Origin of the sequence: Streptomyces sp., from assembly GCF_035563135.1 — a bacterium.
GTDB lineage: Bacteria > Actinomycetota > Actinomycetes > Streptomycetales > Streptomycetaceae > Streptomyces.
Map to the genome: position 1 here is coordinate 1 of NZ_DATMVN010000675.1, position 18,624 is coordinate 18,624.

Here is an 18,624-nt window from a genome sequence, read left to right on the forward strand (position 1 = left end):
AACGGGCCGGTCGTCACCGGAAGCCGACGGGCCCGGTCTGCCCGCAGCGATCACCGACGATCAGCTCTCCTACGCGAAGGAGCCCCCGGACTCCTACGGACAGCCGCAGCCCACACCGTCCTACGGCGGGCCGGTTTCACCAACCGGGCCGCTCCCGGTCACGGATCCGTATCCCGACCCCGACCCGCGACAGCCGTAAGGGGGCCGAGTCGTGGCCATCTCCCCTTCACAGAACGCAACCGCCCGAGACGGCACCGTCCCGTCCGGCTCCACCCAGGCCCCGCCGCCGGACCCCTCCATCGGAGAGCTGGTCGGTGAGATCAGCGACGATCTCACCCGGCTCGTACGCAGCGAGATCGATCTGGCGAAAGCCGAAATCAAGCAGGAGGCAACAAAAGCGGGCAAGGCGGCGGGCATGCTCGCGGGTTCCGGATACGCCGGGCACCTGGCTCTGTTGATGGCCAGCCTGGCCGCGCTCTTCGGTTTGGCGCACCTGGTCGATCACGCCTGGGCCGCGCTCATCGTGACCGCGGTCTGGGCGCTGGTGGGCGCTGTGCTCTTCGTGACCGGGCGCAAACGCATGCGTGCGGTGCAGATCAAGCCCGAACGGACCGCGGAAACGCTCAAGGAGGATGCCCGATGGGCACGGAACCGGACGAACTGAAGACCGAAGTGGAAGACACCCGGGCACGGTTGGCGCGCGACGTCGACCGCCTCGCGGACAGGGTGACACCGGGAAGGGTGGCCCGGCGCAAGGCTGACGCCACACACCACCGGCTGACCGGCTTCAAGGAGCGTGTCATGGGCGCTGCCGACCACACCGGCACACAGGCAGGGCAGAAGGCCCACGATCTCGCGGAGAGCGCGGGTGACGTCGCCGGCCAGGCCGGGGACACCGTCAAACGCACGGCCGGTCAGGTCGGCCAGTCCGTGCGCGAGACCCCGGGCCAGGTGTCCAGGCAGACGCAGGGAAGCCCTCTCGCCGCCGGGATCATCGCATTCGGCGCCGGCATGCTGGCCGCCGCACTCCTCCCGGCTTCCGAGGCCGAGGAGCGGGTCGGCGCCCAGCTCCGTGAGCACTCCGACGAACTGCTCCAGCCGGCCAGGGTCAGAGCGCAGGAAGCGGCCCAGGACCTCAAGGAAGGAATGCGCGAACCGGCGACGGAGGCCGTGGAGTCGGTGAAGAGCACGGCGCAGGAAGCGGCCGAAGCCACCAAGCGGCAGGCCCAGGACTCCGGGAAGGAGGCCGCCACCGGCCTGCGCGAGGTCGGCCGGGACGCCGTCCGGGAGACGCGCGACCAGCGCCCCTGACCCACCGCCGCTCAGCCCGGGGGCCTCTGGCTGCTGAGCCGTCGGCCAAGGGCTCCGCCCGGTCCGCGGTCCACCTTGCGCCGGCTCAGCGGTCGCGCGAACCCGTCAGGGGATGCAGGGCCGGACCGCCCACAGGGCCTGGGACGTCAGGGCCGGCAGGTGCCAGGCCGGGCGCAGGGCCGGACACCGAGGACGCCGGGGCCGGTTCGGTGAAGTAGTCGGCGTCCCTGGGGCGGGTGCGCGCCAGCCCCAGCGGACGCGGGGCGGGCTCGAGGTGGGGGATGTGTTTGGAGCAGTGCACGTAGGCCTCGTGCAGGTGGATGAGCGTCCACAGGACCGGCTGCCGTCCGGGGGCGGTGTCGGTGGGCGTCCAGGGGTGGGCGGCGCGCATCTCCTGGTCGCTGACGAGTCGGGCGGAGCCGTTGACGTGCAGTCCGATGTGGTCGCGGGTGAAGTCCATGAAGAGCAGACCGATGTGCGGGTTCTCCGCGATGTTGCCGGCACTCGCCAGAACGCCGTTCCCGCGGTACTCGGGGTAGGCCAGGGTGCGGTCGTCCAGCACGGTGATGAACCCGGGAGGGCCGGCACGGAAGGTGGCGTCGCAGTGGCCCCGGGCGTCGGCGGTGGAGAGGAAGACCATCGACTGACGGTGGATGAAGTCGCGCATGGCCTCGGTGAGGTGCGGGTGGACCTGCCGGTCGTAGAAGGCGTCGGCGCGCTCGCTGGTGCCCAGGTGGGTCTGCAGCAGGCGCTCTCCCCGTGAGGGGGTGGCGTCGTGGCGGGTCACAGCTGGTCGATCTCCTGACCGGGTCGGTGCGGCGTGAGGGGGGCAGTGAGAACAGGCGTATCGAGCGGGTCGTGGTGGATGTGTGACCGGGGGGTGCCCTGGTGCAGGAGGGTACGCACGGCCGTGGTGACCATGTCGGGCGGTCCGCACAGGAAGGCTTCGTGCCGGTCCCAGGGACCGAACTCGTGCAGCACCTGCGGGAGCGTGCCCTGCTGGCCGGGGATTCTCTCGTGGGAGACGGCCGCCCGGACGGACAGCCAGTGATGGCGTTGTGCCAGGCGCAGCATGTCGTCGAGGCCGTACAGTTCCTGGGCGGTCCGGGCTCCGACGAACAGGTCTGCGTGGCGGCGCATCCCCGAGGCCGCCGCGTCCTCGATCAGAGCGCGGATCGGCGCGAGACCGGTCCCGCCCGCCACCAGCAGCAGGTCGCGGTCGCCTGCTGCGGCAAGGGTCATCTCGCCCTGCGGCGGACCGAGCCGCACCCTGTGTCCCGGGACGGCGTGGTGCACCAGCGCGTTGCTGACCTGGCCCTGGTGGACGGCCCGGACGTGGAACGTGAGCGTGTGGTCCGTGCGCGGCGGGTGGGCGGGAGAGTAATGCCGCCAGGTACGGGGGTACCAGGGGGTCTCCATGCTCACGTACTGCCCGGCGACGTAGCGGTAGGGCAGGTCGGGCCGCACGGTGATTTCGGCGATGCCGTGGCTGCGGTATTCGTGGCGGATGATCTGCGCGTCCCAGGAAGCCGGCCGCAGCCGGGTGTCATCGGCGGCGGCCGCGATCATCACCTGGGCGGCGATGGTGTAGGCGCGGGTCCAGGCGGCGGCGACCTCGCGGTTCCACGCGGTTCCCGCGTAGCGGTCCAGGGAGGCCACGAGGCATTCGCCCACTGCCGGGTAGTGGGCTTCCAGAGCCCCGAACTTACGGTGGTCCCGGCCCAGCCGGGAACAGAACTCCACGAGGCTGCCGACGTCGTCGACGAGATCGATGATGCGCAGCAGTCCGCGCAGCAACCGGTCGCGCTGCACGTCCATGTTCTCCGGGAACAGCCCCCGCACCTCGGGGTACCGGGCGAAGAGGATGGCGTAGAAGTAGACGGTCATCTCCGTGGCCTGCGGCGCGACCACCGCCAGGCTCGTACGGACCAGGGAGATCTCCCGGTCCGTCAGCGGGGCGGCCGTCATGGCCGGCTCCCGGAGAGCACAGGGCGGAGGCACGTCCTCACTCGTCGAGCGGAAAAGGCCAGGGGGGTGGCAGATGTCGCACACGGTGAGGGGGTCACCAGGCGTACCGGATGTGCTGACAAGTAAAAATTCGCAATCTTAGAAGGACGTTCCGTGTCGCTCGAGTGCAGAACAGCGAAAGTATGATCAGCGGACGAATCATTGTGCACATAGGGCGACAGGTCCGAAGCCACTCCCGAGGGCTGCGCCCCGCTCTCCGAGCGGCACGATGCTCCGGGAAAAGACAGTGCGTGACCAGCCCCCGCTGAGTGCTTGTGCCCAGGTCAGAGCGCACCAACCAGCCTCTGACCAGTTCGGGGCGACTTCCGTGGGGCAGCGGGCAGCCCGGTCGTGCGCGCGATGGGGAGATTCGGTAAGCAAACCTGCTCGGTTGGGTGAACGCGCGTCAAGAGCTGATCAGGGCTTCTCGCCCGGGGGCACGCTCATCGCCAGGAGGGCGGTGTCATCGTCCAGTCCTTCGCCGAAGGAGTCCAGGAGTGCGGTGAGAGCTCGGACAGCACCGGGTGCCGAGGTGGGGGCGAGGGCACGAGCGAAGTCCAGGAGTGCTTCGTCGCCATAGCGTTCACCTGCCTTCCGGGTGCGGGCCTCGGTCAGGCCGTCGGTGTAGAGCAGCAGAGTGTCACCGGGGCCCAGACCCAAGGTGGCTGTGGTGAACTGCGCGTCCGGTACGACTCCGACCAGTTGGCCCCCTGGCGTGGGCAGGTGGTCGGCGCTGCCGTCGGCACGCAGCAGCACGGCTGGGGGGTGGCCGCCGCCGGCCAGGACGACTCGGAACCCCACGTGGCTCTCCTCGGGTGTGAGCAGACCGAAGATCACGGTGCAGAAGCGTGGTTCGTCTTCCTGGAACTGCTGGGTGAGCGCGGTGTTGAGGTTGGCCAGAACCGTGGCCGGTACAGGATCGGAGACCGCTGCGGCCCGCAGGGTGTACCGCGCCAACGAGGTCACCACGGCCGCACCCGCACCCTTGCCGCGCACGTCCCCCATGAAGAACCCCCAGCGTCCGGCGGCCAGCGGGAACAGGTCGTAGAAGTCCCCTCCCACCTCGTCGGAGGATGCGAAGTGGTAGTGCGCGGCGACCTCCAGACCCGGAACCGGTTCGAGAGCCGGCGGGATCAGGGTGCGCTGCAGGGTCGTGGCGAGGCGCTGCAGGCGTTCGCGGTCGTGTTCGGCCTCCTGCCGGGCTCGCAGGAGTTCCCGTTCGTAGGTACGCCTGTCACGGGCGTCCAGGAGGCTGGTGCGGATCAGCAGCGGTTCACCGTCGGGGTCCTGCTTGACGGTGGAGGTGACGAGGACGGGCAGCCGGCTGCCGTCCGCGGCCTTGAGTTCCAGGGCGATGCCGCTGACCTCGCCCTGCATCCGCAGCAGCGGCGAGAAGTGCGTCTCGTGGTACAGCCTGCCGCCGACGGTCAGCAGGTCGGAGAACCTCTTGTGGCCGACCAGTTCCTCACGACGGTAGCCGAGCCATTTCAACAGGGTGCCGTTGACCTTGGCGATCCGCCCGTCCATCAGGGTGGAGAGGTAGCCGCACGGCGCGTTCTCGTACAGGTCCTCCACACTGTCCTCCGGCAGAGCGGAGAACGGCAGCTGTTCCTGGTCACGGTCTTCCGCCGGACACGACCCACTGGTCCCGTCGCCGCCCGGGTACACCGTCACGTCCCCTGCACGAAGACGATGACCGCCTCGGCCGCCTCCTGGGGGGCACTCGGCCGGAGGCGTCCGGAACCACGGGCGAGCATCACGCACGGGCCGCTCCCCCGGACCCCGTTCCTCTTGCCCACATCCATGAGAACATCCTGACACCCCCTGCGCCTGGCGTCCTGGCCTGTCAGCCGAGCGCCTTCCACCAGCACGAGTCACGGTGGGTGACCGCCGGGATGCAGGAGCGCCGCAGGGCTGTGCTCAGCTTGCTCCTCGTTCGTGGGCGGCATCGGCTCAGGGCGGCCCCCCGGTGGTGTCCGGTCCAGGATTCCAGTCCAGGAGCCTCACCTCTGCCACGGTCCGGACATGGCGCCGCATCGCCGTGGCCGCGGCCTTGGCGCGCTGCCCCTCGATCGCGTCGAGGATCGCCCGGTGCTGGGTCAGGGAGCGGCCGGGCCGACGGGGCTGGCGCAGTGATTCATGCCTGCTCTCGGTGATCTGGTCCGCGATGGACTCCATGAATTCGGCGAGCAGCGCGCTGTGGGCGGCCGCGGTCACGGCGGCGTGGAAGCGCCGGTCCCCTTCGAGGCCGTGGCCGCCCTCCGCGATCTCTGCGGCCATGTGGTCGAGCGATGCCCTCAGTGCGTTCAAGTCCTCCTCGGTGCGCCGCTCCGCCGCGAGTTCGGCGAGTTTCGTCTCCAGCGCCTCACGCGCCTCCAGTACGTCGGGCAGCCTGCGCCGGCGTTCGACGAGACGCTCGACGGGTTCGGCATCCAGTCCGTTGCCGAGAAGGTAGGTACCGCCTCCGTGGCGCACCTCGACGAGCCCCTGCACTTCGAGGACGACGATGGCCTGCTTCACCGAAGCCCGGGAGACTCCCAGGCGCTGTGCGAGGTCGCGCTCCGGCGGAAGTCTGTCACCGGCCACCAGACCGCTCTCGGCCGCATAGGAACGCAGCCGGTCGAGCACGTGCTCGTACAGTCGTGTACGCCCCATGGGCCGCAGTGCGTCGGACATCCCCTGCCCCTGTTCCGGAGGGCCCCCGTGCCCTCATGGCACCGGCAGCCTAGCAGCGCCCATCGGACCGGAGGCTGAACCGGATCCTGTGGTCCGGAGGCCGGACCAAAACGTGCGCACCCCCTTGACGGTTGCTGCCGTTCCCCCGACTCTGAGTGCCGTCAACAGGCCAGGTGGCTCATCCACCGGACCAGTGAGCGGCCCAGGACAGGAGCCCGCAATGTCCGCGGAACTCATCTCTATCCTCGTACTCGTGGCAGTCTTCGCGATCGCCACCACCCGCTCGGTCAACATGGGCGCGCTTGCCTTCGCTGCCGCGTTCGCGGTGGGCGAGCTGGCCGCCGGCCTGGACGCGGACGGCATTTTCGCCGGGTTCCCCGGAGACCTCTTCGTCGTCCTGGTGGGGGTCACCTACCTGTTCGCGATCGCCCGGGCCAACGGCACCACGGACTGGCTGGTGCATGCGTCCATACGCCTGGTCGGCGGGCGTATCGCCCTGATCCCGTGGGTGATGTTCGTGATCACCGCAGCGCTGACGGCGATCGGCGCGGTCAGCCCAGCCGCGGTGGCGATCGTCGCGCCGATCGCTCTGAGTTTCGCCGGCCGCTACGGCATCAGTCCCCTGCTGATGGGCGCGATGGTGGTGCACGGAGCACAGGGCGGCGGCTTCTCCCCGATCAGCATCTACGGCTCGATCGTGAACGGCATCGTGGAGCGTGAGAACCTGCCGGGCAACGAGATCGCGCTGTTCCTCGCCTCGCTGGTGGCCAACCTGCTTGTCGCAGGCGTGGTGTTCGTGCTGTTCGGCGGTCTGAAGCTGGCCCGGCACCGCGCCCCGGGAGGCGACGACGGCTCACCCGGGCCTGCTGCGGAGGAGGGGAGCGCCCGGCTCGACGCGCCCCGCACAGCCACCCTGTTCTCGCTCCTGGCTCTGGTCGTCGCCGTCCTCGTCCTCGATCTGGACGCGGGCCTGACCGCTGTCACCCTCGCCGTGCTGATCAGCGCCGTGTGGCCGGAGACCAGCCGCAAAGCGGTCGGTGCGATCGCCTGGCCCACCGTGCTGCTCATCTGCGGCGTCCTGACCTATGTCGGCGTCCTCGAGGAGATGGGCACGGTCAAGTGGGCCGGGGAGGGAGTCGGCGGCATCGGAGTGCCGCTGCTCGCGGCCCTGCTGCTGTGTTACATCGGCGCGATCGTGTCGGCCTTCGCCTCGTCGGTCGGCATCATGGGCGCGCTGATCCCGCTGGCCGTGCCGTTCCTCGCACAGGGGGAGATCGGGGCGGTCGGAATGATCGCGGCGCTGGCGGTGTCGGCGACCGTGGTGGACGTCAGCCCCTTCTCGACCAATGGCGCGCTCGTTCTCGCCGCGGCACCGGATATCGACCGGGAACGCTTCTTCAGGCAGTTGATGGTGTACGGCGCAGTTGTCGTCGCGGTGGTGCCCCTAGCGGCATGGCTCGTCCTGGTGGTGCCAGGATTCGGCTGACCGCCGGCGCATCCCTGATCCGCCACGAGATCGATGAAGTCCGGCCGGCCCTCGGGTACGCACTCATCTGCTGCGGACGGCTGCGCTCACTCCGGGAGGGACTGGGCCTCAGCGGTTTCGACCGGGCGCCGGGGCCCGTCGCGCAACGCCCGGGGCACGACGGCGTGCCGGGCATGGGAGGTGTGGGAAAGGAGATCGAAGGCGAGGCGCGCGCGGCATTCGGAGAAGAAGGTGCCCTCCGTCAGGAGTTCCGACTGATCGTTCGGGCTGAGGTCCTGTCAGGAGCCCTGGCACCGTGTGTCGGGCGGTGCGGAGGCCGGGCGGGAACGAAGCCGTGGGATGTGCAAGAAGTGGGCGCGGGAGAACGCCGTCGGCCCCGCTCCTGCCCCGGTGCCGTTCCCGTTCGGGCCGAGGGGACACGGCCCGTGCTGCCCCGGGCCCCTCGGGTCGCCCCCGTTTTCCCTGCCGGACAACTCCATGTGAACCCGCGCGGGTACGACGAGGACGGCGCACTGCCCGCCTCCGACGCCCTCCTGGGATTCATCGAGGCGCTGGGCGTACCGCGGTCCCGGATGCCGCCCGGTGCAGAGGCCCGTACGGGGCTCTTCGCCAGCCTGCCGGCCTTCCGGCCGCGTACTTGTCGTCCACGAGCACTGAGCACACACGAAGGCCCGGCGCTGGCCCGCTGACGCTTCGCGATCCTCCACCTGATCGGGTACGCCCTCCCCGTTCGGCGCACCGCCCCCACCCGGCCACGGGTCCGTCCACGGTCAGGAGCAGCGTCGAGGGCGCCGTCTCCACGACGGCCCCCTACCTCACTTCGGGTCCGGGCAGCACCATCACCCGTACCGTCCCCCCTGTCGCCCTTCGTGGTTCCGCTCCCCGGACCGGGTCGTCCGGCCTCGCGCGGCGGTGGAACGCGGTCAGCTCACGGCTTGCGGGCGACGAGCCCCCACTGGTCGACCGGCGTGGGGTCCTCCTCGGTCGGACGCCAGTACGCGATGGAGACGAAGCCTGGTTCGAGCAGGTCCAGCCCTTCGGCGCACCGGGTGATCTCTTCCGGCTCGCGCACCAGGTAAGGGGGGTTGTCACCCGAGTCGTACGCCTCCTGGGCCGCCAGCGTCTGCGGTGTTTTCACCGTGTCGCAGAGCACCAGATAACTGCCCGAGGGCATCCGGGACATGTACTGCTGCACGACTTTGATCCCGTCGGCCGGGGTCAGATGCCCGAGGGTCGACATCAGCAGCACCGCGACCGGCTCGGACAGGTTCAGCGTCTTGGCGGCTTCGTCCACCACGGCGTCGGTGTCGGACAAGTCGGCGTCCACATATGCGGTCCGGCCCTCCGGGGCACTGGTCAGCAGAGCCGCGGCGTGGACCAGGACGATGGGGTCGTTGTCCACGTAGACGATCCGGGCCTCGGGCGTGACGGCCTGCGCGACCTCGTGGGTACTGTTCTCCACCGGCAGGCCGGTGCCCACGTCCAGGAACTGGCGCACGCCCGCGGCGGCGAGATGGCGCACCGCCCGTGCCTGGAACGCACGCGACGCCTGGGCGATGCCGGCCATCTGCGGGTAGGCGGCGGTGACCGCGTCCGCCAGCTCCCGGTCCACCGGATAGTTGTCCTTCCCGCCCAGCCACGCGTTCCACACACGCGCGGAGTGCGGTATGTCCGAACGGATCTTTGTCTGGAACTCAGCATTGTCAAAGGTCATCACGATCTCCTGCTCGCCGCCGATCAGCAACAGTTGGGCTTCGGGAGAACCCTATGCCCAGCACAACCGCTGTCCGCCACGTGGTCCTCCCCGGCACCGGCCGCATACGGGCGTGGGTCACCGCCGCTGTTGCAGCAGCAGGCGGAGAACCTGTTGGCGTCAAGGGCTTCTCGACAACCCGCCGAGCCCGCCCGGTCGGCAGAATGTCCGGCCAGCGGCTCGAAGCCATGGACGAGCTATCAGGTCGAGCGTCAAAGACACCTCGCAGAGCGTGACTGCGGCCTCAGGGCTTCGCCCCTTGACGCACGTGGCACACATCAGCGCATACCCGGCGAAACCGCAGACGGTCGGACAACTGGTGAGCGAGGCGGCCGGGCGGACGCTCGAACTGCTGGGGGCGCAGCCGCAGTCGGGCCTGCCGCGGGCGTGGTCGCGGTGGCGGGGCCGCCGGGCGGGTCACGGCTCGCTGCGGGCACGCGGAGCACTCTGGACACGTTTCCGGGTGACTGCGAAGATCCACGACTGGACCGGCAACCCGTCTGCGTAAAGGGAGAGTTCAAGATGCACTCGTCAGCTCTGCGACGCCGCGTCTCCGCCGTCGCCGCCATCACGTTCCTGGCCGGGGCGGGCGCCCTGGTCACCGCTCCCCCGGCCCTGGCCGGGGATGACTCGACCGTCTTCGGCAAGGACAACACCGTCGCTGTGGGAGAGGTCACGTACGCCCCTGCGACGGCGAGGGAGGAGGACGGCATCACGGCCCACGTGACGTACTCCTGCGACCCGACCCCGACCCTCTATCTCGGCATCGCCTGGCGGCTGGCCGACGAGCGGGACTCGCAGATCAGCAGCCCCCGCGGAGTCGCGACCCTGCAGCCCTCCCAGCTGACCTGTGACGGGCAGAAGCGCACTGTGGCGGTCACCGCCCGCACATGGGGGGACCATCTCCCGTTCGGGGAGGGCGACCCGGTGCAGGTCACGGCGAGCGTGGCCAACATCGAGGGTGCGCCGTACGCCCGGCGCGTGGTGGTCACGACGATCTGAGGCCGCGGGCGGCGTTCGAGCGCCGGGCCGCGTGGACCCGCCGGATCGGGTCAGTGCGGGAAAGCTGGTCCCGGCGTTCGAAGCCCTCCGCGTGACCAGGAGTCCGCCAGCGCGTGGTGCCGGCCCAGCAGCTGGTCCGTTTCGGCGTGGTCACGGCGCTGTCCTGTCAGCACGCTGCCGCCTCCGTCAAGCTGTTCGGCCGGCTGGTTCTTGACGGTCCTCGCCGCGGTCGCCGCTCCTCAGTCCCCGGCCGTGTCCACAGCGCCGGTCTCGTCCTGCTCGGTGCTGTCGCCCTCAGCCTGTGACGGTGTCGTACGGGGTACCTCGGAGGGGCCGGACGTCGACGGGACATCGGCCGTCCCTGTGTCCGGCTCACGCTCACCCTCGGCCTGCGACGGTGTCTGTTCACTCATGAATGGGCCTCCGGTCGTGGTGTCGTCGTGGCGCGGGCGATCCGTGTGGCTCCCGCTCAGCCCCCGGGTACCCGGACCGGGTCGTCCCACTCGGGCCTCGGCCGACAGACGGACCGGGGTGACACACGCAGTGGTCGACCGGCCGAACGGTGGGTGGACGGCTGCGGATTATCGCCGGGTGCGGGAAGCGCCTGACGCCAGGCCGTTGACGAGCATGGATGTCAGATCGGTCAAGGCCGATGGCCGGCCCGCCGGCCGGTCAAGGCCCACGATCGAATTCTGGGGGCATCTGCCCGGCAGGCGGACACCACGCGGGACGGTGTGAGCCGGATGCCGGTTCACATGCGGCGGAGGAGTGGAAATGGGTACACGTCCCGCATGTCTGAAGTAGTTCAAGCGGGAGCATGGGGGTTGTTCGCCGGTTCCGCACTGCTCGTCGGTGCGTGGATCGGCTACGGACTGCGTGTTCCGCAGAAAATCATCGCCTCCGTCATGGCCTTCGGCGCCGGCGTCCTGTTGTCGGCCGTATCGTTCGAGCTGGTCGGCGAGGCCTATGGGCAAGCCGGCCTGGCCCCGGCAGCGATCGGCACGGTGGCCGGAGCCACGGCCTACACCCTCGGCAATGTCGTACTGGCTCGCCGCGGGGCGCAGCACCGCAAACGGTCGGGGCACGGCCAGTCACAACCGTCGGAGACACAGCAGTCCGGCTCCGGCATGGCGCTGGCACTGGGCGCCCTGCTCGACGGCGTCCCGGAGTCGGCGGTCATCGGAGTCAGCCTCCTCGACGGCGGCGCGGTGAGTATGGTCACGGTGGCCGCGGTGTTCATCAGCAATGTGCCCGAAGGGCTGTCCAGCTCGGCGGGGATGAGAAAGGCCGGACGCGGCAAGGGGTACATCTTCGGTGTGTGGGGTGCCATCGCAGCGGCGTGCACTCTGGCGGCGGTGCTGGGCTACGCCGTCGTGGGAGGCCTGCCCACCGCTGTCGTCGCAGCGGTGACAGCCGTCGCCGCAGGGGCCATCCTCGCCATGCTGGCCGACACGATGATCCCGGAAGCGTTCGAGAACGCGCATCTGGCCATGGGACTGCTCACCGTGTCCGGGTTCCTGGTCTCCTTCGCTCTTTCCCACGCCTGAGCCGTGGCGCTCACCAGCGCCCTCGGTACGGCGCACTCGACCGGCCCCACCGTGCGGACGGACGGGCAGGGGTATCGCCGAGGTGAGCCCGGAGGGGGCCATGGGGTGATCTTGAAGTCCTGATCCGCTTGCAGGACCGAGCCTGCTCGGTGGTGAGGGAGGGGTGGCCCCGCGCACCGTGCGAGGGAACACGGAGCCGCCTGCCCGCTGTTCCGTCAGCCGATTCGGCGGTGGCGGACAGGCGGGTGCCAGGCTCGACGCGGAGTTCGCCTGATCGGCTCCGATGGGCAGTTCGCCCGGGCGGGGCCGGTGCGAAAACCTGTCACGCGTCAGTGGTCCGCGTCCGATGCGTGAGGAACGAGTGCAATGGGTGCGTCGGCGAAATGGAGGGTCGCATGGGCGACGTGCCCCACATACCGGCTGCGGGGTCCGGCACGGCGGCCGACGACAAGGAGTTGCGCCGAAGCTGCCAAGGCCACCAGCATCTCCGAAGTCGGGCCCGACTCGACGTGCTCCACGACCGTCACCTGCGGATGGCGCTCACGCCACGGCGCCAGTTGGTTCGCAAGGTCATGGCGCTGGACTTCCTCCAGCTCAGCGCCCTTTCGCGAAGGGTTCAACAGCTCGGGCTCGTGGACGAGCACGGCGGGCAGGTGCCAGGCGCGCGCGGCGCGCAACGGGGCACCACGCGCGGCGGCGGCCCGGAAGGCGAAGTCCAGGACGGCTCCGGCTTCCTCCTCCCGGGGGACGCCTGCCACGATCTCGCCGTCCTGTGAACGGCAGCTGGCTGTACCACCGCGGATCATGACCACCGGGCAGGCTGACCGGCTCAGTACGCGAAGTCCGACTGATCTGAGGAAGAAGCCCGTCACCGGGCCCGGCCGACGGGAGCCGAGTACGATCATCTGCGCTTGCCGACTGCGCTCGACAAGCAACTCCGCCTCCGGCTGCACCATCAGTTCGGCACTCACCTCGACGTCCTCGTGGTGTTCGCGCACCCATGCCAGGGCGTCGTCAAGCAGTTGCCTCGCCGCGCGCCGCTCGTGGCCGGTGTGACCGACGAGCAGTGGGTGGGAGGACCTTTCCCGCGGAACGTGACCGTGGAGCAGCACCAGAGGTGTTCTGTGCCGCCACGCCTCGCCGGCCGCCCACCCTGCTGCGATCAGACTGTCAGAGGTACCGTCGATTCCGACGATGATCGGCCGTTGCATGACGACGACTCTCCTCGCGTGGGGACCGGCTACATCTGATCGGGCTCGAGGGCGAAGAATTCGACGGAGAACTCGGCTGCGCCTACCTGCTCGGCGGCAGTGGTGACGAGGCGCCGATAAGCCTCCTGCCGCGTCTGCCCCGGCTCGATCCGCACCGTACCCTCCACGGTGCGCCGGACCGGGGTGCCGGCGACTTCCCATCGCAAGGTGATGATCCAGTGGCTGACAGCAGGCAGGTGCATCCTGGCTCCTTGCGGGAATGCCTGGTGGGTGTGGGGCATGCTCGTCGGCCGGGGATGGCCGACGAGGATCTCGATGACCTTGATGCCGCGTGGCTTCGAGCCGGTGCAGGAAGCCATGGGGACAGAGCCGTCGTGCCGGCCCCCGTTGGTCCCTGTGGGCTCCCAGCCCTGGACGGGGTCCGTGACAGCGGCGATCCGGCTCCGGCGGTCGCTCAGGTGAAGGCGAGCCGTGCGAGCCCCCACAGGATGATCAGATCGAGCGTCATCACACTGATCGACCACAGCGGGTAGTAGGGGATGAACATGAACTGGGTCACCAGGCTGATCGCGGCGGTCGTCACCCCGGCCGCGCGGCCCCAGCCCATGGCCCGCAGCACTCCCACGCCCACAAGTACCAGCGCGACGCCTACGACGAGATGGATCCAGCCCCAGCTGGTGAGGTCGAACCGGTACTCGTAGTGCCGGGGTACGCCGTAGAGACGGTCTTCGGCGATGCCGGCGATGCCCTGGAGGATACTCAGCACTCCGCTGAGGATCAGCGGGACGCCGAAGTACCGCAGCGGGCCGGCCGGCCGGCCCTCGTTCCGGGCGCCCGGGGTCTCCTGCCGCGCTTCATGAGGCATGTCCACCATGGCCTGTCAAACCCTTCGTCCTGGCGCGGTCGTCTCCGCACCTCACGGCGCCGGCGAGAAGCGGGCGCACCCGTCACGCTCACAGCGTCACCCGGAAGTGGCCGCGCGGCGACCCCTGTGGGGCATACGGGTCTGCTCCGTCCTGGACCGGTCCCGGCCCGTGCTGCCGATGATGCCGGGCGTCCCCGAGCGCCCGGGACAGAACACCCGGGCGCTCACGACTCGGGCGGCGCATCCGTCGATGTGCCTTGTCCAGATTCGAGCAGTATCCGTTTTCCCGGCCGGCCCGAGCTGCAGCGGTCGCCAGCCGGCCGCAGCAGGTCCTCATCGTGCCGCCGAAGGCCCCACCTCGTTCTTCGCCGTCCGCCTGCACATGAGGAAGAGGAGCGCGGGCTTCGCTGCTGGATCACCACCGGGCTGCTCGCGGGCCCCATCACCAGCGCACGGGCGAGCCGTCGCCTCCCGGCCGCATGCCGGGACCCCACCTCTGAAAATGATTATCATCATGCTACGGTCGTCGCACTCTCAACCTTTGACCTGCCTTTTACTCGGAGTGACCTCGTGCACGTCCCGTCCCGTCTCCTGCTCTTCCCTGCGATCCTGGCCTCCTCCGCCCTGCTCACCGGTTGCTTCGCTTCCACGGAGACCACCGGCGCCGACTCGGGCGAACGCCTCCGCGTCGCGATGATGCAGCCGCCGCGCTCGGGCCTGTCGCCGCTCTCCGACGACGCGTTCAAACTGTCCCGCTGGTCGACGGCGGAGACGCTCGTGAGACTGAACGCGGACGGCGACGCCGAGCCATCACTGGCCACCGGGTGGAAGCAGTCCGGCCGGAGCTGGACCTTCACCCTCCGTAAGGGCGTCACTTTCCACGACGGCACCGAGCTGACCGCCGAGGCCGTCGTCCGGTCCCTCACCAAGGCGGCAGGTGCCTCCCCGAAGCCCCGCATTCTCGACGGCGTCGAGCTGACCGTGGAAGAGGGGACTCCCGGCACCGTGATCGTCACCACCGCCGAGGACGACCCGCTGGTCCCGCAGCGGCTCAGCTCCCCTCAGCTGTCGATCCTCGCCGCGAAGGCGTACGGAGGGAAGACGGTCGATCCCGTCGGCGCCGGCACCGGCCCCTTCGAGCTGACCAAGGTCGATGGCACCTCCTCCGCCGCCCTTGACCGTTACGACGACTACTGGGGCGGCACGGCCAAGGCGCCCGGTATCGACGTGAGGTTCGTGCCCGACGGCACCGCCCGCGCCGCCGCCCTGCGCAGTGGTGAGGCCGACATCGTGGAGGCGGTGCCCGTCTCACAGGCCGCACTGCTGGACGAGGACCTGATCACCGAGGTTCCGATGCCGCGCACCAACACGCTGTACCTCAATACGGAGAAGGGTGCCTTCAAGGACCCGGCGCTGCGGGCGACGGCCCGGGAGGCGATCGACGCCGAGTCGATCGTGAAGGGCGTGTACGAGGGGCGGGCCGACGTGGCCGAGGGGCTGCTCGGGCCCGCGCTGCCGTGGGCGGCCGGCCTGCGCGAGCCGGTGCGCCGTGCGGAGCCGGGTGATCCGGCGGGCAGGAGCATCACCATCGGTACGTTCACCGACCGGGCGGAACTGCCTGAGGTGGCCGCCGCGCTGCAACAGCAGCTGCAGAAGGCGGGGTTCAAGGTGAAGCTGGAGGTCCGCGAGTACGCCAATATCGAGTCCGACGCCCTGGCGGGCGCGTTCGACGCGTTCATCCTCTCCCGGGCCACCGTCCTCGATTCCGGCGACCCGGCCGCGTACCTGTACAGCGATTTCGCCTCTGCCGGTTCGTTCAACATCTCCCAGCTCGCCGACCCGGCCGTGGACAAGGCCCTGGACAAGGCGGGCGCGGCGCCGACCGGTGATGACCGCCGCCGGGCCGTCGTCGATGCCGAGGCCGCCGTACTCGCCACCGACGCGGCCGTGCCGATGCTCCACGAGCGCGTCATCCAGGGCGATGCCGCCGATGTGGTCGACGCGGCCCACGACCCGCGTGAGCGGGAACTGGTCACGCTTGACACCCACGTCAAGTGAGGCCGACCGCTGCGGGGGTGACCCGTGCCTTCTCCCTTGCCGCGGCACTGGCCGCAGTCGGCCTGCTGCCCTGGCTCTCCGGCAGGGACCCGGCCCTGACCGTGCTGCGCGCCCGGTCCGCCGAACAGGAGCCGACCGAGGAGGCCCTGTCCGCGATCCGCCGGGACCTCGGCCTGGACGCCGGCCCGCTCTCCCTGCTCGGCGACTGGGCCACCGGACTCCTGCGCGGCGACTTCGGTACCTCCTGGGTGTCGGGTACGGACATCCTGCCGTCCGTCGTCTCCGGGCTCCAGGTGTCGCTGGGCCTGATGGCCGCCGCGCTGGCCGTGGCGGTGCTGCTGGCTGTGGCCCTGGTGGCCCCCGTACTGGTACGCGGTAAGGGGTCGGCAGGGGCGTTCGCCGCCATGGCCGCTGCCGTGCCGGAGTTCCTCCTGGCCACCGTGGCGCTGCTGGTGTGCGGGGTGTGGCTGGGATGGCTGCCGACGTCCGGCTGGCAGGGTCCCGAGTACATGATCCTGCCCGCACTCGCGCTGGGCGTCCCTGCGGGCGGTCTCCTCGGGCGGCTCGTCGCGGACGCGCTGCCCGCCGTACTGGACGAACGATGGGTGGAGCTGTGGCAGGGAGCGGGAGTGAGCCGCGCCCGTGTCTCGTTCGCCGCACTGCGTCGCGTACTGCCGCCGCTGGTGCCGCAGTTCGGGATGGTGGCCGTCGGCCTGACGGGCGGTGCGGTCGCGGTGGAGACCGTCTTCGCCGTGCCCGGCATCGGGCGTACCGCGCTGGGCGCGGCCAAGTCGCAGGACCTTCCTCTGCTCCAGGGAGCCGTCTTCGCCCTGCTCGCCCTGGGGCTGGTCATCGGCGCGCTGGCCGCCCTCGTACGGCGGCGGCTGCTGGGTCCCGCTCTGCGTGACGCCGGGCTCTCGCTGCCGCCGGCCCGTCCTGTCCGGGCGCACCCGGCGGTCCCGGCCGCCTTCGGCGCCCTCCTGCTGGCCGCGATCGGCTGGGGTCTGTTCCGCGACCCGTACGCGGTCGACACCACGGCTCGGCTGGCCCCGCCCTCGTGGTCGAACCCGATGGGCACCGACGGGCTGGGCCGCGATGTGCTGGCCCGGCTCGGCCACGGGGCCGCCTCCACGGTCGGCACGGCGGCGGCCGTGTGCCTGCTGAGCCTGGTGGTGGCCCTGGCCCTCGGCTTCGTGCCCGGCATCGCGGCGGGCGCGGCGGACATCGCCAACGCGCTGCCGCCGGTGATCGTCGGCATCCTGGTCGCGGCGGCAGCCGGTCCCGGCACCGGCGGAGCGGCCCTGGCGGTCGCGCTGATCTCCTGGCCGCCCCTGGCGGCGCATGCGGCGGCGCTGGTGCAGGAGGTACGGGCGTCGACGTTCCTGACCGCCCAACGCGCCATCGGCGCACCGCCGCTGTGGATTCTCACCCGGCACGTCCTGCCGTCCGTCGCAGCCCCGGTCGCCCGGCACGCCCTTCTGCGGCTGCCGGGGATCGCTCTCGCCCTGGCCTCTCTGGGATTCCTCGGCCTCGGCGCCCAGCCGCCCGCCCCCGAGTGGGGTCTTCTCCTCGACGAGTCCCGCGCCTACGTGGAACGCGCCCCTTGGGCGGCCCTCGCGCCGGCCGCCGCACTGGCCCTGCTGGCGGGGCTGGCCGTTTCGGGCGCGGCATACGCGCAAGGCCGGGGAGGCCGGCGCACGACCGGCCGCACTGCACGGAAGGAGGCCGCCCATGCAGTCTGAAGCACTGCTGTCGGTGCGTGATCTGCGGATCGCGTTCGGCGAGGTCGAGACGGTGCGCGGACTGACCTTCGACGTCCGCCCGCGCGAGGTGTTCGCCCTCGTCGGTGAGTCGGGGGCGGGCAAGTCCCTCACCGCCCGGGCACTGCTCGGCATGGTGCCGCGCGGCGCGACCGTCGGCGGCAGTGTGCGCTTGCGGGACTCCGCCGATCTCGCCGCCGAACGCGGGCGCCGGATCACCTTCGTCCCCCAGGACGCCCTGTCCGCCCTCTCCCCCGTCCACCCTGTCGGTGACCAGCTCGCCGCCGCCGTACGCTCGGTACGGCGCCTGTCCCGCAGCGAGGCGCGCACCCGGGCCGTGGCGGCACTGGACCGGGTGGGCATCCCGGACGCCGCGCGCCGGGCACGGGCCTACCCCCATGAGTACTCGGGCGGCATGCGCCAGCGCGCGGTGATCGCCATGGCAACGGTCAACGAGCCCGATGTCGTCGTCGCGGACGAGCCGACCACCGCGCTGGACGAGGAGCGCCGCGAGCAGGTACTGCGGGTGCTGGCCGAGCAGCGGGAAGCGGTCGGCGCCGCACTGGTCCTCGTCACCCACGACCTGGACGTCGTACGGGCCCACGCGGACCGCGTACTGGTGATGTACGCGGGGCGGGCGGCCGAGCTCGGCCCGGTCCAAAGGGTTCTGAGCCGTCCCCGCGCCCCGTACACAGCTGGCCTGCTGGCCTCGCTCCCGCAGGACGGTCCCCGCCGCCGCCGGCTGCCGGTGCTCCGCGGTACCCCGCCCGCGCCGGGCGCCGTCGGGCCGGGCTGCGCCTTCGCACCACGCTGCCCGCTGGCGACGGGCCCGTGCCATGACCGCGAACCCGCCCTCCAGGCCGTGGTCGACCGCTTGGTCGCCTGCCATCACGCCGCCGACGTGCCCGACCCCCTACGGAAGTTCGTATGAGCCACCCCCTGCTGGAC

At 70.7% G+C, this 18,624-nt stretch carries 20 protein-coding genes and 2 pseudogenes; 11 read left to right on the plus strand and 11 right to left on the minus strand.

Features of this window, described 5'->3' with window-relative positions; translation table 11 throughout:
- From VN520_RS30125 to VN520_RS30135, 3 genes and pseudogenes are all read left to right on the plus strand, one after another.
- Positions 1-199: pseudogene (locus VN520_RS30125) on the plus strand (hypothetical protein); the annotation flags it as partial.
- Positions 200-211: 12 nt separating this feature from the next.
- Complete coding sequence (locus VN520_RS30130; RefSeq protein WP_325750110.1) at positions 212-664, plus strand: phage holin family protein; 453 nt, start codon at positions 212-214, stop codon at positions 662-664.
- Positions 640-1,311: a DUF3618 domain-containing protein gene (locus VN520_RS30135; protein ID WP_325750111.1), complete on the plus strand. Its 672-nt coding sequence runs from the start codon at positions 640-642 to the stop codon at positions 1,309-1,311. Before VN520_RS30130 ends, VN520_RS30135 begins: the two co-directional genes overlap by 25 nt.
- Before the next feature lie 85 nt (positions 1,312-1,396).
- Here VN520_RS30135 and VN520_RS30140 read toward each other — a convergent pair whose 3' ends face one another.
- The 5 genes from VN520_RS30140 to VN520_RS30160 form a co-directional block, all read right to left on the minus strand.
- Positions 1,397-2,098 carry a pyridoxamine 5'-phosphate oxidase family protein gene (locus VN520_RS30140; protein WP_325750112.1) on the minus strand — a complete coding sequence of 234 codons (702 nt, stop codon included), beginning with the start codon at positions 2,096-2,098 and terminating at the stop codon, positions 1,397-1,399.
- Positions 2,095-3,279 carry a globin domain-containing protein gene (locus tag VN520_RS30145; RefSeq protein WP_325750113.1) on the minus strand — a complete coding sequence of 395 codons (1,185 nt, stop codon included), beginning with the start codon at positions 3,277-3,279 and terminating at the stop codon, positions 2,095-2,097. Before VN520_RS30145 ends, VN520_RS30140 begins: the two co-directional genes overlap by 4 nt.
- Before the next feature lie 456 nt (positions 3,280-3,735).
- On the minus strand, positions 3,736-4,992 hold the full coding sequence (locus VN520_RS30150; RefSeq protein WP_414719995.1) for a PP2C family protein-serine/threonine phosphatase: 1,257 nt from the start codon (positions 4,990-4,992) through the stop codon (positions 3,736-3,738).
- Positions 4,989-5,123, minus strand: a complete 135-nt coding sequence (locus VN520_RS30155) for a hypothetical protein (RefSeq protein WP_325750114.1) — start codon at positions 5,121-5,123, stop codon at positions 4,989-4,991. Before VN520_RS30155 ends, VN520_RS30150 begins: the two co-directional genes overlap by 4 nt.
- A gap of 148 nt (positions 5,124-5,271) precedes the next feature.
- Positions 5,272-5,994, minus strand: a complete 723-nt coding sequence (locus VN520_RS30160; RefSeq protein WP_325750115.1) for a FadR/GntR family transcriptional regulator — start codon at positions 5,992-5,994, stop codon at positions 5,272-5,274.
- 220 nt (positions 5,995-6,214) lie between these two features.
- Between VN520_RS30160 and VN520_RS30165 the strand changes: the two genes are divergently transcribed.
- Positions 6,215-7,480, plus strand: coding sequence for an SLC13 family permease (locus tag VN520_RS30165; RefSeq protein WP_325750116.1), 1,266 nt, complete (start codon positions 6,215-6,217; stop codon positions 7,478-7,480).
- Between the two features lie 107 nt (positions 7,481-7,587).
- Here the strand turns inward: VN520_RS30165 and VN520_RS30170 are convergent.
- Positions 7,588-7,725, minus strand: a pseudogene (locus VN520_RS30170) (transcriptional regulator); the annotation flags it as partial.
- Positions 7,726-7,959: 234 nt separating this feature from the next.
- On the opposite strand from VN520_RS30170, the gene VN520_RS30175 reads away from it, so the two are divergent.
- On the plus strand, positions 7,960-8,169 hold the full coding sequence (locus VN520_RS30175) for a hypothetical protein (RefSeq protein ID WP_325750117.1): 210 nt from the start codon (positions 7,960-7,962) through the stop codon (positions 8,167-8,169).
- A gap of 239 nt (positions 8,170-8,408) precedes the next feature.
- On the opposite strand, the gene VN520_RS30180 is transcribed toward VN520_RS30175, so the two are convergent.
- Entirely contained in the window at positions 8,409-9,194 is a 786-nt protein-coding gene (locus VN520_RS30180; RefSeq protein ID WP_325750118.1) for an SAM-dependent methyltransferase, read from the minus strand.
- A 307-nt stretch (positions 9,195-9,501) separates the two neighbouring features.
- Between VN520_RS30180 and VN520_RS30185 the strand changes: the two genes are divergently transcribed.
- Positions 9,502-9,741: a hypothetical protein gene (locus VN520_RS30185; protein WP_325750119.1), complete on the plus strand. Its 240-nt coding sequence runs from the start codon at positions 9,502-9,504 to the stop codon at positions 9,739-9,741.
- Positions 9,742-9,755: 14 nt separating this feature from the next.
- Positions 9,756-10,235, plus strand: a complete 480-nt coding sequence (locus VN520_RS30190; protein ID WP_325750120.1) for a hypothetical protein — start codon at positions 9,756-9,758, stop codon at positions 10,233-10,235.
- A gap of 239 nt (positions 10,236-10,474) precedes the next feature.
- Here VN520_RS30190 and VN520_RS30195 read toward each other — a convergent pair whose 3' ends face one another.
- Entirely contained in the window at positions 10,475-10,648 is a 174-nt protein-coding gene (locus VN520_RS30195) for a hypothetical protein (protein WP_325750121.1), read from the minus strand.
- A gap of 378 nt (positions 10,649-11,026) precedes the next feature.
- Between VN520_RS30195 and VN520_RS30200 the strand changes: the two genes are divergently transcribed.
- On the plus strand, positions 11,027-11,782 hold the full coding sequence (locus tag VN520_RS30200; RefSeq protein ID WP_325750122.1) for a ZIP family zinc transporter: 756 nt from the start codon (positions 11,027-11,029) through the stop codon (positions 11,780-11,782).
- Between the two features lie 329 nt (positions 11,783-12,111).
- Here the strand turns inward: VN520_RS30200 and VN520_RS30205 are convergent, their stop codons facing one another.
- The 3 genes from VN520_RS30205 to VN520_RS30215 form a co-directional block, all read right to left on the minus strand.
- Complete coding sequence (locus VN520_RS30205) at positions 12,112-12,993, minus strand: universal stress protein (protein ID WP_325750123.1); 882 nt, start codon at positions 12,991-12,993, stop codon at positions 12,112-12,114.
- A 29-nt stretch (positions 12,994-13,022) separates the two neighbouring features.
- Positions 13,023-13,352 (minus strand): hypothetical protein, encoded by a 330-nt coding sequence (locus VN520_RS30210; protein ID WP_325750124.1) that lies wholly within the window; start codon positions 13,350-13,352, stop codon positions 13,023-13,025.
- Positions 13,353-13,447: 95 nt separating this feature from the next.
- Positions 13,448-13,858, minus strand: a complete 411-nt coding sequence (locus VN520_RS30215; RefSeq protein ID WP_325750125.1) for a DUF7144 family membrane protein — start codon at positions 13,856-13,858, stop codon at positions 13,448-13,450.
- 570 nt (positions 13,859-14,428) lie between these two features.
- Between VN520_RS30215 and VN520_RS30220 the strand changes: the two genes are divergently transcribed.
- From VN520_RS30220 to VN520_RS30230, 3 genes are read left to right on the plus strand one after another with little or no spacing between them, the layout of a single operon-like run.
- Positions 14,429-15,916 carry an ABC transporter substrate-binding protein gene (locus VN520_RS30220; protein WP_325750126.1) on the plus strand — a complete coding sequence of 496 codons (1,488 nt, stop codon included), beginning with the start codon at positions 14,429-14,431 and terminating at the stop codon, positions 15,914-15,916.
- Positions 15,913-17,658: an ABC transporter permease subunit gene (locus tag VN520_RS30225; RefSeq protein ID WP_325750127.1), complete on the plus strand. Its 1,746-nt coding sequence runs from the start codon at positions 15,913-15,915 to the stop codon at positions 17,656-17,658. Before VN520_RS30220 ends, VN520_RS30225 begins: the two co-directional genes overlap by 4 nt.
- Positions 17,648-18,607, plus strand: a complete 960-nt coding sequence (locus tag VN520_RS30230; RefSeq protein ID WP_325750128.1) for an ABC transporter ATP-binding protein — start codon at positions 17,648-17,650, stop codon at positions 18,605-18,607. Before VN520_RS30225 ends, VN520_RS30230 begins: the two co-directional genes overlap by 11 nt.
- Positions 18,608-18,624 lie beyond the last annotated feature (17 nt).

Excerpts from the sequence above, each read along its gene's own strand:
- VN520_RS30135 (WP_325750111.1), top strand. The coding sequence starts at position 640 with ATGGGCACGGAACCGGACGAACTGAAGACCGAAGTGGAAGACACCCGG.
- VN520_RS30145 (WP_325750113.1), bottom strand. The coding sequence starts at position 3,279 with ATGACGGCCGCCCCGCTGACGGACCGGGAGATCTCCCTGGTCCGTACG.
- VN520_RS30155 (WP_325750114.1), bottom strand. The coding sequence starts at position 5,123 with ATGGATGTGGGCAAGAGGAACGGGGTCCGGGGGAGCGGCCCGTGCGTG.
- VN520_RS30160 (WP_325750115.1), bottom strand. The coding sequence starts at position 5,994 with ATGTCCGACGCACTGCGGCCCATGGGGCGTACACGACTGTACGAGCAC.
- VN520_RS30165 (WP_325750116.1), top strand. The coding sequence starts at position 6,215 with ATGTCCGCGGAACTCATCTCTATCCTCGTACTCGTGGCAGTCTTCGCG.
- VN520_RS30180 (WP_325750118.1), bottom strand. The coding sequence starts at position 9,194 with ATGACCTTTGACAATGCTGAGTTCCAGACAAAGATCCGTTCGGACATA.
- VN520_RS30190 (WP_325750120.1), top strand. The coding sequence starts at position 9,756 with ATGCACTCGTCAGCTCTGCGACGCCGCGTCTCCGCCGTCGCCGCCATC.
- VN520_RS30195 (WP_325750121.1), bottom strand. The coding sequence starts at position 10,648 with ATGAGTGAACAGACACCGTCGCAGGCCGAGGGTGAGCGTGAGCCGGAC.
- VN520_RS30200 (WP_325750122.1), top strand. The coding sequence starts at position 11,027 with ATGTCTGAAGTAGTTCAAGCGGGAGCATGGGGGTTGTTCGCCGGTTCC.
- VN520_RS30205 (WP_325750123.1), bottom strand. The coding sequence starts at position 12,993 with ATGCAACGGCCGATCATCGTCGGAATCGACGGTACCTCTGACAGTCTG.
- VN520_RS30210 (WP_325750124.1), bottom strand. The coding sequence starts at position 13,352 with ATGGCTTCCTGCACCGGCTCGAAGCCACGCGGCATCAAGGTCATCGAG.
- VN520_RS30215 (WP_325750125.1), bottom strand. The coding sequence starts at position 13,858 with ATGCCTCATGAAGCGCGGCAGGAGACCCCGGGCGCCCGGAACGAGGGC.
- VN520_RS30230 (WP_325750128.1), top strand. The coding sequence starts at position 17,648 with ATGCAGTCTGAAGCACTGCTGTCGGTGCGTGATCTGCGGATCGCGTTC.